Origin of the sequence: Psychrobacillus sp. AK 1817, assembly GCF_008807035.1 — a bacterium.
Classification (GTDB): Bacteria; Bacillota; Bacilli; order Bacillales_A; family Planococcaceae; genus Psychrobacillus; species Psychrobacillus faecigallinarum.
The window spans coordinates 832,806-849,910 of record NZ_CP031739.1 but is presented as its reverse complement, the minus strand read 5'-3'; the positions used below and the strand labels follow the sequence as shown (position 1 = coordinate 849,910).

General features: G+C 34.6%; 18 protein-coding genes, 1 tRNA gene and 2 pseudogenes. 18 read left to right on the top strand and 3 right to left on the bottom strand.

Features of this window, described 5'->3' with window-relative positions; translation table 11 throughout:
- Positions 1-307: 307 nt before the first annotated feature.
- From D0S48_RS21090 to D0S48_RS20540, 4 genes are all read left to right on the top strand, one after another.
- The gene (locus D0S48_RS21090; RefSeq protein WP_255475383.1) at positions 308-436 is read left to right on the top strand and encodes a hypothetical protein; all 129 of its coding nucleotides are present in this window, start codon (positions 308-310) and stop codon (positions 434-436) included.
- A gap of 9 nt (positions 437-445) precedes the next feature.
- On the top strand, positions 446-868 hold the full coding sequence (locus D0S48_RS04420; protein WP_225321688.1) for a hypothetical protein: 423 nt from the start codon (positions 446-448) through the stop codon (positions 866-868).
- Positions 869-1,073: 205 nt separating this feature from the next.
- The gene (locus D0S48_RS04415) at positions 1,074-1,391 is read left to right on the top strand and encodes a YolC/YozM family protein (protein ID WP_151110300.1); all 318 of its coding nucleotides are present in this window, start codon (positions 1,074-1,076) and stop codon (positions 1,389-1,391) included.
- Positions 1,392-1,558: 167 nt separating this feature from the next.
- Complete coding sequence (locus D0S48_RS20540; RefSeq protein WP_191963868.1) at positions 1,559-1,714, top strand: hypothetical protein; 156 nt, start codon at positions 1,559-1,561, stop codon at positions 1,712-1,714.
- Between the two features lie 578 nt (positions 1,715-2,292).
- Here the strand turns inward: D0S48_RS20540 and D0S48_RS04410 are convergent.
- On the bottom strand, positions 2,293-3,204 hold the full coding sequence (locus D0S48_RS04410) for an AlbA family DNA-binding domain-containing protein (RefSeq protein ID WP_151110298.1): 912 nt from the start codon (positions 3,202-3,204) through the stop codon (positions 2,293-2,295).
- Positions 3,205-3,715: 511 nt separating this feature from the next.
- Here D0S48_RS04410 and D0S48_RS04405 point away from each other — a divergent pair.
- The 10 genes and pseudogenes from D0S48_RS04405 to D0S48_RS04360 all read left to right on the top strand — a co-directional run bounded on the left by D0S48_RS04405 (position 3,716) and on the right by D0S48_RS04360 (position 10,795).
- Entirely contained in the window at positions 3,716-5,569 is a 1,854-nt protein-coding gene (locus D0S48_RS04405) for a T7SS effector LXG polymorphic toxin (protein ID WP_151110296.1), read from the top strand.
- A 20-nt stretch (positions 5,570-5,589) separates the two neighbouring features.
- Complete coding sequence (gene cdiI / locus D0S48_RS04400; protein ID WP_151110294.1) at positions 5,590-5,973, top strand: ribonuclease toxin immunity protein CdiI; 384 nt, start codon at positions 5,590-5,592, stop codon at positions 5,971-5,973.
- A 483-nt stretch (positions 5,974-6,456) separates the two neighbouring features.
- Positions 6,457-6,591 carry a hypothetical protein gene (locus D0S48_RS21085; protein ID WP_255475382.1) on the top strand — a complete coding sequence of 45 codons (135 nt, stop codon included), beginning with the start codon at positions 6,457-6,459 and terminating at the stop codon, positions 6,589-6,591.
- Complete coding sequence (locus D0S48_RS04395; protein ID WP_151110292.1) at positions 6,578-6,811, top strand: T7SS effector LXG polymorphic toxin; 234 nt, start codon at positions 6,578-6,580, stop codon at positions 6,809-6,811. The genes D0S48_RS21085 and D0S48_RS04395 overlap by 14 nt, the downstream gene beginning before the upstream one ends.
- Positions 6,812-6,951: 140 nt before the next feature.
- A pseudogene (locus D0S48_RS04385) lies at positions 6,952-7,113 on the top strand (polymorphic toxin type 50 domain-containing protein); the annotation flags it as partial.
- 23 nt (positions 7,114-7,136) lie between these two features.
- Positions 7,137-7,490, top strand: coding sequence for a hypothetical protein (locus tag D0S48_RS04380; protein ID WP_151110289.1), 354 nt, complete (start codon positions 7,137-7,139; stop codon positions 7,488-7,490).
- Between the two features lie 140 nt (positions 7,491-7,630).
- Positions 7,631-7,918, top strand: a complete 288-nt coding sequence (locus tag D0S48_RS04375; protein WP_151110287.1) for a hypothetical protein — start codon at positions 7,631-7,633, stop codon at positions 7,916-7,918.
- Positions 7,911-8,336, top strand: coding sequence for an ABC transporter ATP-binding protein (locus D0S48_RS04370; protein ID WP_151110285.1), 426 nt, complete (start codon positions 7,911-7,913; stop codon positions 8,334-8,336). The genes D0S48_RS04375 and D0S48_RS04370 overlap by 8 nt, the downstream gene beginning before the upstream one ends.
- Before the next feature lie 1,020 nt (positions 8,337-9,356).
- Positions 9,357-9,485, top strand: a pseudogene (locus tag D0S48_RS21280) (DUF1998 domain-containing protein); the annotation flags it as partial.
- 176 nt (positions 9,486-9,661) lie between these two features.
- On the top strand, positions 9,662-10,795 hold the full coding sequence (locus tag D0S48_RS04360) for a site-specific integrase (RefSeq protein ID WP_151110283.1): 1,134 nt from the start codon (positions 9,662-9,664) through the stop codon (positions 10,793-10,795).
- A 127-nt stretch (positions 10,796-10,922) separates the two neighbouring features.
- Here D0S48_RS04360 and D0S48_RS04355 read toward each other — a convergent pair.
- Positions 10,923-10,995 (bottom strand) — tRNA-Val (locus D0S48_RS04355).
- Positions 10,996-11,170: 175 nt separating this feature from the next.
- Here D0S48_RS04355 and D0S48_RS04350 point away from each other — a divergent pair.
- Both D0S48_RS04350 and D0S48_RS04345 read left to right on the top strand, forming a co-directional pair.
- Complete coding sequence (locus D0S48_RS04350; RefSeq protein WP_151110281.1) at positions 11,171-12,226, top strand: nitric oxide synthase oxygenase; 1,056 nt, start codon at positions 11,171-11,173, stop codon at positions 12,224-12,226.
- 560 nt (positions 12,227-12,786) lie between these two features.
- The gene (locus D0S48_RS04345; protein WP_144541791.1) at positions 12,787-13,065 is read left to right on the top strand and encodes a hypothetical protein; all 279 of its coding nucleotides are present in this window, start codon (positions 12,787-12,789) and stop codon (positions 13,063-13,065) included.
- A 151-nt stretch (positions 13,066-13,216) separates the two neighbouring features.
- On the opposite strand, the gene D0S48_RS04340 is transcribed toward D0S48_RS04345, so the two are convergent.
- Positions 13,217-14,416 carry a CynX/NimT family MFS transporter gene (locus D0S48_RS04340; RefSeq protein ID WP_151110279.1) on the bottom strand — a complete coding sequence of 400 codons (1,200 nt, stop codon included), beginning with the start codon at positions 14,414-14,416 and terminating at the stop codon, positions 13,217-13,219.
- A 262-nt stretch (positions 14,417-14,678) separates the two neighbouring features.
- Between D0S48_RS04340 and D0S48_RS04335 the strand changes: the two genes are divergently transcribed.
- Together D0S48_RS04335 and D0S48_RS04330 are read left to right on the top strand one after the other, a co-directional pair.
- A complete protein-coding gene (locus D0S48_RS04335) occupies positions 14,679-15,470 on the top strand; it encodes an ABC transporter ATP-binding protein (RefSeq protein WP_151110277.1) in 792 nt (263 codons plus the stop codon).
- On the top strand, positions 15,467-17,104 hold the full coding sequence (locus tag D0S48_RS04330) for a hypothetical protein (RefSeq protein WP_151110275.1): 1,638 nt from the start codon (positions 15,467-15,469) through the stop codon (positions 17,102-17,104). Before D0S48_RS04335 ends, D0S48_RS04330 begins: the two co-directional genes overlap by 4 nt.
- Position 17,105 lies beyond the last annotated feature (1 nt).

Genomic DNA, 17,105 nt, shown 5'->3' with positions numbered 1-17,105 from the left:
TTCCTTTGTCGCCAAACCAGTAGATAGAACCCATGATAAAACAGAAAACAAAGAATATCAAGGCGAAAAACGCCATAACGACAAGACCCAAACTCATACCTCCTTTTCTCAGCAATCGTTATTAGTATTATATTTCATCTTTCGGAATTATATTTAAATTATGTTAACCGTGATTAAGAAGGGGAAAAGGACAAGTTTGTGAAATAATGTACTTAAACTAACGAGTGCTTTACTTCAATAAGGTATAAAGCCTACTTAGAGGCAGTTTTACTGAATGTCGAAAAATAATCTGAATAGGGGGATGGAATTGAAAACACAATATTTTGTTCAATACTCCAATGATAGTATAATTAATCGTTTTGTCATCCCAAAAGAAACGTTTACATCTATTAGTATTGGAATTAGAAATGTAGGAACCGATTTTATTTTTCCATAGGTTCAAAATATGTTTAGCTTTCCTATTTTCTTTGGTTTGGAAAATGATATTTTTGAACAAGGGAAGAGTATCATTTCGGAAAGGAATATCCCTTCATATAAATTCTCTTCTAACGGTTTTATTATCAAAATCGAGTCTGTTGATACATTGGAAGCAATCTGTGACATATCAGTTGATTTAGCTTTGAATGGTATAAGCGTGTTTATTTTCTTCGGACAAGGGCTTTATGAGGAAGATTTAGTTCCATTGACTCAATGGAATAAACCTATTGAATTTAAAAACCATGATTTTCAAAAGGTCGAAACATTTATTGATGTAAGCGAGGTTGGAACTACTATATTTAGCAGGAATAATAAGTTCAACTCACCCAGAAAAGTTTCATACTTTATATCAGCATCCTACTTTCTCGATATAGAGAACAGTGGCATATAAGTATAAATGATTGATTATTATATTTGTGCTAACTAGGTGCTTTGGCTAAATATGGCCATCACTTCGATGGTCTACTTTTTTGTCCAAATCATAAGTTGATCTCAGAATATGCATTGTGAAATGTTACACTTAAACTAAAGGGGCAGGTTTGTTGAAGAAGGTAATTATAGATAAATGGCGAATAAATAAATTTGGAGGCAATTTTTTGAAGAAGGTAATTATAGGATTATGTATAGTTATAACTACTGGACTTATCCTCTTTATCGTACAAGATGAATTTATAGGGAACGAGAATGCAAATAGTATTGATGAAATGTTTTCTGGTCAAATTTTTGATGATGCACAAGAGAAATTTACTGTGCATGCTATGGGGTTAAGTCCAGAAGAAAAAGTCTTTACAGTTAGAATTGAAAGAACACAATACAAAGAACAAGCAGAGGAATACTTTAGAGACATTTTAGATTCTCGTGATATGAAAAGTTATGAACTTGAGGTATTTGCTGATGATTTAACTTTACAATAAAGAGATTTGTGAAAATATACTTAAAGTAACGAGGTGCTTTACTTCAAGAAGGAGTAACGCCTTTTTTCTTATTGATCTAAATGGGCAGCTTAGTTGAACAATGATAAACAACTACAAAGGAGTGAAAATATATGATTACTGCCTCTCTACTCATAGGAGGGTTTTTAATGCCTATCTTGTGTGTTATATTTTGTTTAAATTTGGTTTCTATATTGAAAAAGGTAAAACACGAAGAAAAAACTACAGTCAATACTTTTTGGCTTACAATATCGTTTACTCTGATTATGTGGAGCATTGCAATATTAGCGGCAGCAGGCAAGTAAAAAAGATACCAATATAAAATGAGCTTGGAGATACATCTTCCAGCTCATTTTTTATGTGCACTTTAAATTAGAAATTACCAAAGCAAAGATTTAAAAGGAATATATAATAATTTCCTATGTATTAATAAGATTTATGATTATTTCACTTAGATTTTAACCCCGTTTTAACCCCAACAATAAAAAATGACATAATCTTAATGAAAATAAAAAAACCACAAACCCTTTAAGAACAAGGGTTGTGGCTACTATTAATTGATGGTCCCGACTGGTCTCGAACCAGCGACCCCCACCTTGTCGAATTTATCTTACTTATATAATCTAGATAAGCTGAGTTCGATTAGATTAAATAAGTCTGGTTTAATAAGGTGTTTGAGACGGTGTAAATCATTTCAGTAAAATAAAAACGGTACAGAAAATTAATTATGCGGACAAATTGCGGACAAAAGAGTAAACAGGTGGTCTGTATTACTATTTTTATAAAAACAGTGTGTAACAGTTGTTTCTTCAATTTTTATATTCAAGTAAGTTTAGTAATGAAATTGAAAATATTTTCCCTTCATTTTTAAAACATCTTCATATCATTCGTTTTTCATTTTTTGAGCTACCTTCCAAAGAAATTCGCCTTTAGCAAATACAAATCCCTCGTTAACTGAGGTTTGATATTCATTATCGTAAGAATCTCGGAAATGCAATTCAAAGATAAATCGTTCATCAGTGTAACCATATTTATCAAGGTTAAGTTTTAAACAATCCGTAGAACCAAAACCAACATGAAGTTCACCTATTAATTCTCTTTTAGGAGGAATTTCTAAACTAAAATCTGCTCCCATCTCAGATTCGAAACCGTAAACGACATGCTTAGTTCTCACTTTATTTTGGTAGTCTTTTACAAACAATATACCGGAAACAATTGTTACAGGATTGGTACTTAGGTTTCTTAAGGAAATATCTAAAAGTGCGGTACCGTCTACAGGCTTTATGGCTCTCAGATGTTCATCAATTATTTTAATTTCAAATTTCCCTGTCTTTTTTTCATATATTCTATCGAAATCAGTCCTATTGGCTATAGAATTGGTGCTACCTTTTCTTATTAAGCATAGGCCCTGATTTAAGTTTTTATATTGTTTCTTTAATAAATAAGGTTTGTCATCGGAGCCATCAATTTCAATTACGGCAACTTTATTATCTTGGTAATCAATGTAATGTAGATTGATATTCACATCAGGTTCTATATTATTTAATATAAACTGTTGATAACTAGAAGAATCCACTATATCTTCAGAAGATATTCCAGAAATCGAACGAATTTCTCCAATTCTATCTTTAACTCCCATGACAATATATCTCGGACCAATATAATTTGAATTAGCCATAGATAGAATGTCTTTTAATAAATCGGGAGTTCCGTTTTTAGGATACATTCTTTCCTTAAAGTCTAGACTGTCTGATTCAAACCCATTTTCAATTAATTCTTTTATTATATTCTTCATTTAGTCATTCCTCTTTTTGTATATAATTTTTCTGTTTATAGTATTGAAACGTAACAAGAGGATTTTGTATTCTCCTAATATTTTATTATACTTAGTTAATTTTATATAATTATACTTTATATATACAAATATACTAGTAAATACAATTTTTGTTTTTATGTATAAATATATTCTTAAGGCTCCAACATTTTATAAGTAGAAAGTACCCTCAATCAAAGTAGGTTTAGTAAAGATAATAGTAATGAAATGTTATATTCACCACTAGCTATTTAACTATTATTTTTCTTCGTCAGTAGTGAAAGAGTATCAGGAGGTTTTGTGCATATTAATACGTAAGGTTTATTTTAAAGGTTATTGTTGTTAATCCCTTTACCTCTTCGCATGAAAATGGAATATTATAACTATTGATAGTTTGCTAGAGGGGGAGAAGAATGTTCACCTATGGGGCATTATTGTATACTAAAGGATATAGTGAAATGAGTTTTTCTAAACATGTGATGAGGATAAGGCTATGAAGGTATTGGATGTAGATTTATTACAAGATGGGCTACAGCGCAACATTACAATGTTAGAAAGATTAAATACTGAAATAAAAACAATCCAACTTGGAGTCGAAGGACTAGTTCAGATGGAGGAACAATTAAAAGGAGAAGGAGGAGGTGCCATTCGCTCCTTTTATGAGGAATGTCATTTGCCATTTCTTCAGTTTTTTCAATTGTTTTCCTACGATTCTCAACAAGTACTTTATCAAATTGGCAAAGCTCTTAACTCTCTTGAGCCAGACCTATCAGGTTACATATTAGAAGAATTCTTAGAAGGTGAACTGGAACAGGGCCTCACGCTTATTGGCCAACTTACCGCTAGTCTAACTGACGAAGCAAATAATATCATGGATCAGGTGAGTGACATTGTAGCACTGCCCCACCTAGATGATAGCGCAGTGCAGGAGGGGGTTATTAGTTCTAAGAGAAAGCGTGATGATACCCTTTCGCAACTGCATGAATTTGATGCAACACAGACGACTGCTTTAAACAATATGGAACAGGATATTCGGACAATGGGAATATGGCTCTCTGATATAGAAGGAATGTTTAAAAGTGGGCTAACGGATGTTCATTTCCAAGCAGATAACTGGGGAGCATTTACTGCTAAAAATAATTTAAAGACTGAATTGGCATCTCGTACATCTCCTGTTGCTGTACTTTCCTCCATAGTGAATAGAGAAAATCAGTTGACGACTATGCTGGAAGCATTCATAGCTGGTAACGGTCCTATACGATTTGGCTATGGGGGTTTGATTGGGATATACAATCCTTTTGTGGGTTCAGATATGCTTGCCTTATCATGTGCAAGACCAGAGAGTAATGGGACAGAACAAGAAGATATTGATCAAAACATATTTGTGAAATCCTTCCATAGTTTAAAGGGCATTGCGGAAGACTTTTGGGATGGGGCACGTATACGACGTGAAAAGGCACTAGATTCTCCCTATGATTTTGTGAACTATTGGACTTTCGGGATTTCTGGTGGAATTGTGTCAGGAGCCAATGAAAGAAGTGCTAAGATGTTCGACTCGAAACTGGATTTTTTAAATTATGCTACATTTGGTTTTAGTGGAATGGTTAAAGAAGCGATTCTTCCAGAAGATCCATTTTCCAAAGAACACTGGCAAAATAGTTTTGGGTTTGTTGGAAGCTTAATTGGACTTAGATTGGCGGCAACTCCGTCACCGGTTAAGAAACCTGGGAATGCTGCAGTGGACGGTAAAGCAACACATGATGGGAAGAATGTGAATGAAGGTACAAGTAATACTAGTGAAGGAATATCTAAGGCTACGGTAAAAGATGTTACTTTTAAAAAGGGTTATGATACACATTTAACCGAAGTGGAGGGTTTTAAAGCAAAACCGAATATTGGAATAAAGGGTGGTCACAATCTTGAGAACTTTGAACAATTTATTTTAGATAACTTTGGTAATCAAGTTAAGGATATTAATCAAGCTGTTACTAAAACGTCTCATCCTGATATTTCAGGAATTTATGAGGTAAAATATCAGCTTCCTGTTTATGATGGATTGAGTAAAGAAAATGGTGGAAAAGGTAAGTTTACTGGACAGTGGAAAGAGTATAAGAATCCTAAGACAGTATATGACCCAAAGGTTTTTTCTGATGAACAGATATTAAAGTTGGGTAGGGAAGCAATGGAAGAAGGTATTAGTAATAATAGGATAATTCAAGGTGGAGATAGGTCACCAAGTGATATGGTAGAAGGGTATGTCAATGTAAATGGGAAACAGTTGAAATTTATGGGCTTTAAAGACAAAAATACAGGTGAGATTTCGAATTTTTTCCCAGTTCTAGATTAAATGTTAAAGGAGTGTTTGTTATGAATGAGGAAGTTTTTATTATTGAAGAATTTTCAGAAAAAGTTGAGTTGATGCGTCTATATTACAAAATAATAGGTGATGGGAAGTTTATGCAAGCGATTGAAAATTTCAAAAACAAACAAGGTTTTGGGATTGATCCAGTATGTTGTATTTTTGCAAATGAATATCAGCCAGGAGAAGAGGGATATTTTGGTGAAACTGGTGTTAACTTTAGTATACAACCCCCTATGGCTGAAGTTGAGGAAAATGCTATTGTAGATGAAAATGTATTTTTTCAATATTTAACAGAGGCTGGGGAAGACTATTTAACAAGACGACCTCAAGATCGAACAAGAGTTGAAGTTTCCTTAAAAGAACTAAAAGAAATTTTAAATTTATCATAATTTAAGATGGAGAAGAAATAGATATTTCAAGACACATTTACCAAATTTTAGATTAATTAAAAGTACTAGTATATATGTGAGAAGAAGTATTATTTGAGTTAAGCTAAATGTTAAATTTAGATTAGGAATAAAATTATTTTTTGAATATTAACTATTACCTTGATAGTCTAACAACCTTTCAAGGTTTTTTGTTATGGTTAAAACAATACGATTTTAGGAGGACAACCCATATATATACTGTAAGAATTTGTGGTTTACAGTGTAGATGTAAAATAAAGCTCCCACTTTTCCAAAATAAAATTATTAACATTAGTTAATAGCAAAAATATACAATACATCAATTCAAAAATCGGAAGCATTTTGATTGGTGACTGAACTTCTGATTTTTATCTTCAAACACTATATGTTGATTCAGAAGCAAAGGATAATAACGATGCTTCTATTGTCATTAAAACAGGATACAAAGGTGTAGATTTTCTATTAATGGCTGATGCTGGCTCAAATATAGAAGAGTATTTATTGGACAAGTTTGATGATATTTCAGCAGACGTATTAAAGGCAGGTCACCACGGATCTAATACAAGTAGTTCAGCTGAGTTTGTTAATGCATTTAGATGATAGCGGAATGCAGGAGGGATTCATTAGTTCTAAGAGAAAACGTGATGATACTTTAAACCAACTTTATGGATTCGATGCTACTCAGACATACGCACTGAATCCAATTGAACAAGGTTTGCAGATGATGGACACGTGGTTGACGGAAAATCTATGGACTATTTCAAGCAGGGGTCAAGGATATAAACTTCTTGCCGAGCCAATGGGATGTCCTTACGTTTAGAAGAGAGATAAGAACAGCTTTGTTCCCAAAATTATACTTAAATCCAGATGACTTATGGTTAAAACAACAGGAACAGCTGATTGGTATGGAAATCCCCCAGGAACGTTTCGAGCACTCGAAGGTAAAAAGACAAGTTTGTAGGGAAAGGTCAACTACTGCCAAACGGTAAAAAAGAAAGAGTAGACTTTGGTAAAACTATTGGGAATTACTATGATCGAAATACCGGTGAATATCTTGAGACTACTAATGGATTGATACATTATGGCAAAGATGGAGCTCATATAGTACCATCTTTGCCATAAAAACAAAAGAAAAGAGGATGTATATGGGGTATGACTCTTTAATAGGAACATTAATAAAATATGAACATAGTGACATGATACTAGAATGGGAAAATGGATTAAGAATTGTTGGTGAACTTGATACAGTTTTTGAAACAGATAATGGGTTAGATGACGACGATGTAAATTATACCGAATATGATGCAGCTGTATTTCAAGTAAATGATATTTTAGCGCATCCTACTAGTGAGGAAAGTCGTTTATATAATTGGTTAATACAAAAGAAAGGTTCATTAGTTGAAATTTCACTTTATGATGATCCGCCAAGTGCAGTTTTTTTAACTGAAGGAGAAAGTGTATGGAAAAGGGATAGTAAAAAAATAAAAACGTTACTTTAAACATATACCTTGATGGGCTAAATTGCCTTTCAAGTTTTTTTTACTTTAATTTATATTAAGTCAGCTGATATTAGTGAGAATCAAATTGAAAATGATTAGATTGTAAGGATGTTCCTAGTAATGGTGGAGAAGTCCATCATATGCCAGCTAATTCTGTTAGTCCGATAAGTAGAGGTAATGGTCCTGGTGTAAGAATGGAAACCATAGACCATAGACAAACAGCGAGTTGGGGTAACTCAAGAGAAGCAAGAGCATATAGAGCACAGCAAAAATCTTTAATAGAACAAGGGAAATTAAATGAGGCTCAAAATATGGACATTAATGATTTAAGAAATAAGTTTGGAAATAAATATGATGAAGGTATTAGACAAATGTTAGAATATACTAAAAGATTAAACAAATCTAGGGGTGGGGTAAAAAATGAATGAACTTATAATAACTCCTAATAAGGGAGTAGGTCCAATTAGTTTTGGCATGACAAGAGATGAGGTTAGAAATGTTATAGGAGGAAATGTAGTAGAATTTAAAAAAACGCCTATGTCTGATACTTTTACAGATGCATTTAATGACCATGGAATACACATATATTACGATAGTAACGATACGTGTGAAGCAATTGAAATGGCACTACCAGCAGACCCTAAATTTACACATAAACACATGATTGGAAGACCTTTTAGAGAACTGAAGTCAACTATTGTTTCACAAGATAGTGATATTGAATTGGATGAAACAGGCTTATTATCTTTCACACTAGGTATTGGACTTTTTGTTCCTGAACTTGAGGATTCTGAAGATAGTCTTGTTGAAAGTGTAATTGTTTTTAGAGAGGGCTATTACGATTAATAGTGGAGGACAGTAGATTTAAACCTGCTGTCCTTTTTATATGTTTATATTTAACTTTAAGGTCAAATGACTTACTAACCCTTATGACTTTGCGGGAGAGTGCCTAATTCGCAAAACAAAAAGCGAATCTTTAACGCTGACTAGGAGGTGCCGAATAAGAAAACGGAAGAGAAAGAGTGAATCGACTCCCTTATCGAATTACACTACGTAGGCTACTGATTCGCTACAATATCGGCAAGTTTAGAGCTATAAGTGAACAAAGACATTTTAATACAAAGAAGATAAATGTAGTGCTTTATGAAAGTGGTTACGCATTTACAAAGCAGTAGGAGATCGGCTACCGAGTGCCTGCACGTTGGCTTACTGAAGAAGAAGTAGAAGAATATCTGAGAGGTACGGCTAAATAACGTGAATATCAAATATCATTAATGTTGGACTATTTTTTCTGATATTTAGTATAACTACTGCTATAATTATATTTAAAAATAATGTTGAGGGCGTGCTTACACTTATGGCAGGATGGAGAAGTACTAGAAATGTGTCAAAAGATGAGCAAAAAATGTGGGGTTTTATTATTCTCTTTGCTATTATCTTTATATTTTTTTCAACCGTGGGAAACGGATTTTTTATTACTCTGATAGTTTCATTAGTGATGTTCTTGTTTGTTATTATGATTATCATGAAATTGATAAAATGGGCTGAAAAAGAAAATAGGAAAACATAAGATTTGTTGAATAAATAAAACTTGCCTAATAAATAAAAGAGAGCACACCCAAAATAACGTATTTAAGAACGCCCATGACGGACGTTCTTTTTTATTTCCAAAACTAACTATAGAGGGGATTATGAAATGACAAACTTACAAACATTCGAGGAATAAATTTACGGAGACATTCAACGCTATAGAACAGCGGCAAACTTCGCTACTGGTACAGACGAGGAAAAACGGCAAAACAAAGGGAAGCATTTGAGGTATTAGAAAGCAAAGTAACCGCTACAGACGAGGATTACGAGCAATATCGTACTGGTGCTGGGTATTCATACGAAGCGGGCAACCGCATTGATGAAATTATCGAGAAAACATTTGATGTATTAAATGAATGCGTTAGTAACTGTGAATCATATTGTTATAAATGTTTAAGAAACTAACAAAACCAGATGAAACATAAGCATTTACATCGTTTTTTGATTGGTTAAAAACTAAACAAAAAAATTAAATATTTGTGGTGAAGAATCCTTATAAAAATAGAAGAAAGTGAACAAGTTGGTATTAGACCACTTGTTTACTTTTTATTGTGCAAAATTGATTTGGAGGTAAGTAATAATTGGCGCACATTAGAAAAAGAGGCAAAACCTATTCTTATGCTATTGATATAGGTAGTGACCCCTTAACAGGGAAGCGTAAACAGATAAGTAAAGGCGGATTTATTAAAAAGAAAGATGCTGAGGCAGCTGCAAGGAAAATTGAATTATCGTTAGATGAAAATCGATATATAGAGCTTAGTAAAGAAATCTTTTCAGATTATATTTTAAAATGGTTCAACGACCATTACAGTAATAGAATTAAACAAACATCCGCGATGAACAGTAGGTACATTTTAGAGAAACACCTCTTAAAAAAGAATTTGTTTGCAAATAAAGAAATAGCTAAAGTTACTACATCGGATTTTGATTTGTTTTATAATCAAAAGTTACAAGAAAACTATAGTACGAGTTACATTCGGAAAATGCATCAACTATTATATCAAGCGTTCAGCCAAGCAGTTAAATGGAAGAAAATAATATTCAATCCAGTGGGGGATGCAGATCCGCCATCAGTGAAATACGAAGAAATGTCTATATGGTCACTTAAAGATATACAGGAGTTTCTTGGTCAGTGTAAAGAAGAGCGACACTATTTAACTTTTTTACTTGCCATCTATACTGGCATGCGGAGAGGAGAGATATTAGGGCTGTATTGGAGTGATATAGACTTGGAACAAAAAGTAATTCATGTGAAAAGATCATTAGCACATGTCCCTAAAAAGGGTTATGTTTTCACCTCATTGAAAACGAAAAATTCCAAGAGACAAATCCCTATTCCAGAGTTTATTGTCAATGAATTATTTTTGCAAAAAAAACGAATAGAAGAATGGAAGGAAAAGGTGGGAACTTTATTTGCAGATAAAGACCTAGTCATTTGCACAAGTACAGGGAGCCCACAAGATCCGCGCAATGTTGTTCGAGTAATGAAACGTATTGTCAAGACCGCCAAGGTACCAAACATTCGTTTCCACGATATTCGACACACACATGCATCCATTCTTATTTCTACCGGTATAGATATCGTTAAAATTTCTAAGCGATTGGGTCATGCAAATCCGAAGATAACATTAGAATTCTATGCACATTTATTACCAAATACTGACAATGACATTGCTGATACGTTTCATCAGACTATTCAAAGTCAAACAAACTAATACAGTAAAATCCTGCGGACAAATTGCGGACAAACTTTAAAATTTGAGGCATATGTATAGGAAATCTGAACAAAGAAAAAGCCTATAAACATTGATAAATCAACGTTAATTAGGCTTTTGAATAGGATGGTCCCGACTGGTCTCGAACCAGCGACCCCCACCTTGTCGAGGTGGTGCTCTCCCAACTGAGCTACAAGACCGGAATTTATAAAGTTAAATTGATTTTACCATATTCGAGAGTTGGCGGTATATAGTTTTTTTTCTGGTTCTTTTGAATGGGTGTCATAAAATCCTCACATATAAACCAAATGGGGTACTTGTTTGTGGCTGCTGACTTCCACTAAGATGTAAGAGATAGTGGGAGGGAATAAGATCATGTTAAATGAAGCGCAGGATTTTATGAGACTTTATTATTCAGAAACAGGTAAAGAGGAACAAGAGTTGGTTGCTCGCCTGAAAGAAATAGAAGAAGAGATTAATCGTGATGGTACTTACGTACATACAGCGGAAGAGTTGAATTTCGGTGCTAAAGTAGCTTGGCGCAATAGTAATAAATGTATAGGTCGTTTGTTTTGGCAAAGTCTAACGGTCATAGATAAGCGAGAGTTACATAAAGAAGAAGATATTTTAAAGAGCCTACTTGACCATATTCAATACGCTACAAACGAGGGAAGAATCAGGCCGACAATTTCGATTTTTTCTCCTAGTGATGTCCGTATTTGGAATCATCAGCTGATACGTTATGCAGGATATGAAACGGAGGTAGGGGTCATTGGAGACCCTGACTCTCTATCTTTTACGAAAGTATGTGAGGAGCTTGGGTGGAAAGGGAAGGGCACGAAATTTGATGTACTTCCACTAGTGATTCAAGTGAAGGATCAGCCTGCTAGATTTTTTGACATTCCTGAATCGTATATATTAGAGGTTTCCATTCGCCATCCAGAAATGGAGTGGTTTCAAGACCTACTGCTAAAATGGTATGCCGTTCCGATGATTTCCAACATGAAGCTAGAGATTGGTGGAATTAACTACTTAGCTGCTCCATTTAACGGCTGGTATATGGGTACAGAAATAGGAGCACGGAATCTTGCGGATGATTATCGTTATAACATGTTACCTAAGATAGCTGAGAAAATGGGACTGAACACTAAGTCAAACGCTTCACTTTGGAAGGATCGCGCATTAGTTGAGTTGAATGCTGCCGTTTTATATTCCTTTAAGGAGGATGGGGTCAGTATTGTTGATCATCATACTGCGGCACATCAGTTTAAAAAGTTCGAGGAAATAGAAAGAGATGCAGGTAGAGATGTCAGCGGAAACTGGACTTGGCTTATCCCACCTATGTCACCTGCTACTACACATATTTTCCATAAGCCCTATAACAATGAAAAGTTAACACCGAATTATTCCTATCAGCCAAATCCGTATTAATCATGGATTATTCAGGAATGGAAAGACCATCAATGATAAGATTGATGGTCTTTTGTTATTGGAGAAATTAGGGGGCATTTTGTTGTGTCAACAAATAAAGAAGAGGGTTATGAGATACAACTGTTGAATAAGTAGTTATAGGTAAGTTAATTTCATAAATAGCACTTTGCCAATTAAAAACGAACGTTTCTTACTTGTTCCTTATAGCGGAGGGTTGTAATAATGCATCAGAATGCTCGCGAAAACGACGGTGATCGTTTTCCGCTCACCTCACGGAATGCTTCAGCCTATAGCGGAAAATTATATTATTAGAAAAGAATAAATTTATTTATAGATTGTTCGATTTCAAATCAATAGGAATTATGAAAAGTACCATAAACAAAATTTTACTTTATGATGGGTTCATTAAAATTATTCATGAAGGAATGTGAAACAGATTTTCAGAGCAATGTTGAATTTGTAGAAAAGTATTTGAAAGCTAATATTGTAAGGCAGATCGTGAATAACAAAGTCTTCAAAATTAGCTACGACAATTCTAAAAGATAGATAGGAGTAGTAATATGACTAAAGATAAAATGAAGGGCTTTGTTAGTCTAGGGGCCTTATTAAGTATTTTCGGGTTAATAATGATATTTTCCAGTGTGCATTTTGGTACTTCCTTCGCGGATCATTGGCTTTCAAAAGAGGGAGGGGCAGATACAGAGATATACTTAATGAGAATCTCGGGCTATACAAATAATTTTTTAGCTACTGGGAGTATACTTTTGGGTATTGGCCTTGTCACAATTATGTATTTTTATTATAAAATAATAAATTATAATGAAAAAAACAATGAATAATTTTCTATGTAACGTCTTGGTTTAACGAATAAATATAGCGATATATCGAGGTTTTCTTTATAAGTTACCCAAGTATTTTTAACTTTCTTCATTAAAAAATTTGAAGGGCATCATTCCATTAAGAAATGATGCCCTTCAATATACTCGTTTGTTAAGCCTCTGATACAAATCGATTTCTACCAGCATGCATTCCGGCAGAAAATAGGAGAATAGCAGTCACGATGAATAAAATCATAGGAGTATTCCAGCTTCCTGTCGTATCGTGAACAAAGCCAAAGAAGACAGGACCAATAGCAGCGAGTAAATATCCAATTGACTGGGCAACACCGGATAAGTCAGCAGCCTCCATTGGTGTTCTAGATCGAAGAGAGAAGAACATCATAACTAGCCCGAAGGATGCCCCGCCACCTAATCCTAGGAATACCATCCAGAGTATTGCAAGTGATAGACTTCCGTATAATAACCCTGTGAAACCAATTAAATAGCAAACTGTATACACTGCTACTAGAATTCGCTGATCCTTCATTCTACCTGCGAGTATCGGAATGAGAAAGGTCATTGGAAGCTGTGAGAATTGCATGATAGATAGCATCCAGCCTGACTTCTCTGCTTCCATTCCTTGTGTCTGCAATATTTCAGGAATCCATGCAGCAGTTGTGTAAAAAATAAGCGATTGGAAACCCATACATAAGGTAATTGACCATGTTAGTGGAGATTTTAAGATAGATTTAGCCTTCACTGGATTGGTGTCCGGTCCTTCTGTGACAAGCTGCTGCTTTTTCTTAATTTGTGGTATCCAAACTAAACAGGCAACGATAGCTAAAATAGACCAAAAACCAAGGGCTCCCTGCCATCCAAACGAAGTTCCTTCTGCGATAGGATAGCTAATGCCGGCACCGATGCCAGCTGATAGATTCATAGAAACCGTGAAAATACCTGTGAGTAACCCAATCTGTAATGGAAATTTTAGCTTGATGAAGCTAGGGATCAATACATTTGCAAATGCAATTGCTACTCCTACCAAGGCAGTTCCGAATAATAAGAAAAATGGAGTGCCGATGGAGCGGATTGCAATTCCTACGGCCAGTAGCAATATGGCAAGAAATAATGTCATCTCCATTCCCAACCGACGTGCTATTCTTGGAGCAAATGGGGAGATGATAGCAAAGGCAAGCAATGGGATAGTAGTGATAAACCCTGCTAATACATTAGAAATGTCCAAGCCATCCCTAATATAAGAAATAATTGGACCAACTGCAGTAAGTGGTGCCCGCAGTGTTGAGGAAATAAAAATTATCCCTATGATTAATAGGGCGATTGTTTTTTTATTAGATTCTGGAGTAGTCAACAATTCGAATTCTCTCCTTACACCTTCTGTACTTTCATTCTAGCAAATCCTACACTCTTTAACTGAAAAATTCAACAGTAATACAAATTAAATATTAGTAAGAAAATTGGATGTCAAACACTATTATCTATATGTTACACTATAAATGTAAATATTTTGAATAATTACATCCTATTATACTAGGAAACACTGAAATAGATAGATACAGAAGATAGTTCTTTTCATCACGTAACTACTATAGATATATAAATAAAGGGGGAGTTAGATGGAACCACAAAAAATTTTATCATTAGTAAATGTTTCCAAAAGCTTTGGGAACAAGCAGGTTCTAAGCGGGATAAACTTAGATGTCTACGAGGGACAGATCATCGGATATATTGGACCGAATGGAGCAGGTAAAAGTACTACAGTGAAGCTAATACTTGGTTTAATTGAAGGTTATTCAGGGATGATTGAGATTTTTGGGGAAAATATACACAAAAGTGATTATACATATAAAAAACGGATTGGCTATGTCCCAGAAACTGCGGAGCTTTATGAAAACCTGACAGCCTTTGAGTTTCTAATTTTTACTGGTGAAATGTATGGACTAACGAGCGAGAAAGCCGAGGAAAAAGCCTTTTCTCTCATGAAAGAATTTGGTCTAGAAGGTGCTTTTCATCAAAGGCTTTCCTCTTTTTCAAAAGGGATGAAGCAGAAGGTATTAATCATTTCTAGCCTGTTGCATGACCCTGATCTTTTGTTTTACGATGAGCCACTTAGTGGCTTAGATGCCAACAGTGTCATGGTTATTAAAGAGATTCTTGCAAAACTTGCTGAGCAAGGCAAAACAATTTTCTATTCCTCTCATATTATGGACGTCGTAGAAAAAATCAGTAATCGAATCGTGCTATTGGTGAACGGGGAGGTAGTAGCAGATGGAAGCTTTGAAGAGCTAAAACAGCAAAGTCAGGAGGGCTCACTGGAGGGGATTTTTAATCAATTGACTGGGTTTACTGAGCATGAAGAGATAGCAGAACGTTTTGTACAAACAGTAAGCGAGGGGAAAAGGCTATGAAGGATTTTGCATCGCTAAGAGTGCTAGATCGCTTTAGGACAGTTTTTCTCAAGCTGGATATTGATTATGACATGATGAGAAGGGTCTTGCAGCTTAAGCTGACGATGGATAGTCGTAGAATGCCTCCTATTTTCAATGGCTCTAAAGTAAAAAAAGATGGAAATCAATTTCTAAAATCTTTATGGATTTATGGACTTTTTGGACTTATCCTGTTGACCCCATTTCTTTTTTTAGGAAATAGCTTTCTTTTTTCTTTTACTATTATGTTCAGCACGCTGTTTCTTATCTTAATGACTTCTATGATTTCCGACTTTTCTGCAGTACTTTTAGATATCCGAGATAAGAATATCTTACAGCCGAAGCCAATTAGCAATAGAACGATCAATGCTGCTAAGACCATGCATATTTTGATTTATATTGTTTTATTGACCGGCTCTTTTGTTGCTATTCCATTGGTAGTTAGTATATTTAAGTTTGGTATACTGTTTGCACTTTTATTTTTGCTTGAAATTATTTTAATAAGTTGTTTGACGGTCATTTTTACAGCTTTTGTTTATCTATTTATCCTACGCTTCTTTAGTGGAGAATTCCTAAAGGATGTTATTAATTACGTTCAAATTTTCCTAGCGATTGGTATGACTGTCAGCTATCAGTTAATAGCACGCATATTTGACATCGTAAATTTAGATATTGGCTATAGCTTTGCATGGTGGCATTTGTTCCTCCCACCTTTTTGGTATGCTGCACCTTTGGAGCTGTTTTTTAATGGCAATGATGCTTTTTATACGATTGTTTTCAGCGTGCTTGCAATTATCATACCTATTTTTGCTGTTTTACTTTACGTGCGACTCATGCCTGCCTTTGAAAACTACCTAGCCAAATTACAGAGCGATTCAAATAGAAGAAAGAAAAAGGCTCGAAGATTGACTACCTTTTGGTCTAAGGTTTTGTGCAGAACGAGTGAAGAGAAGGTTTTTTATAGATTTTCCTCCATTATGTTAAAGGAAGAAAGGGAATTGAAGCTAAAAATTTATCCAATGCTAGGTTTTGCAGTTGTTTTCCCATTTATTATGCTTTTCAATAACTTGAGGTTTAGCAGTTATGAGGAAGTAGCGAGTGGAAATTCGTTTATGGTGATCTATTTTGCGCTAATCTTTGTTCCTTCGGTAATTCCAATGCTTGAGTTTTCTAACTACTATAAGGCCCATTGGATTTTTTACGTAGCACCGATTCCTACTAGAGCTACTGTATATAGTGCAACCTTGAAGGCTACTATTATTAACTATTTTATGCCTATATTAATTCCTTTAAGTATAGTTTTCCTTTGGATTTTTTCCTTTCGAATATGGTTGGACATAATCATAGCTTTGCTAGTTGCAGTAGGACTAACAATAGTTTCCTACTGGATATTCATCAAAGATCCTTTTCCATTTTCCAATACACCGAAGCAAGCTCAGGATAATTCGATGATTAAAGTGTTTGGGTCAATGTTTTTAGTTGGTGTTATGGCATTTGTTCATATGATAGTTACTATAGTTAGCCTCGAGTGGTTATACATTTTAGTGCTTATAATTAGTATTTCCATAGGATGGAAGCTGACTTTTTATAGTAGAAAACAGAAAGTAGATGCATAGA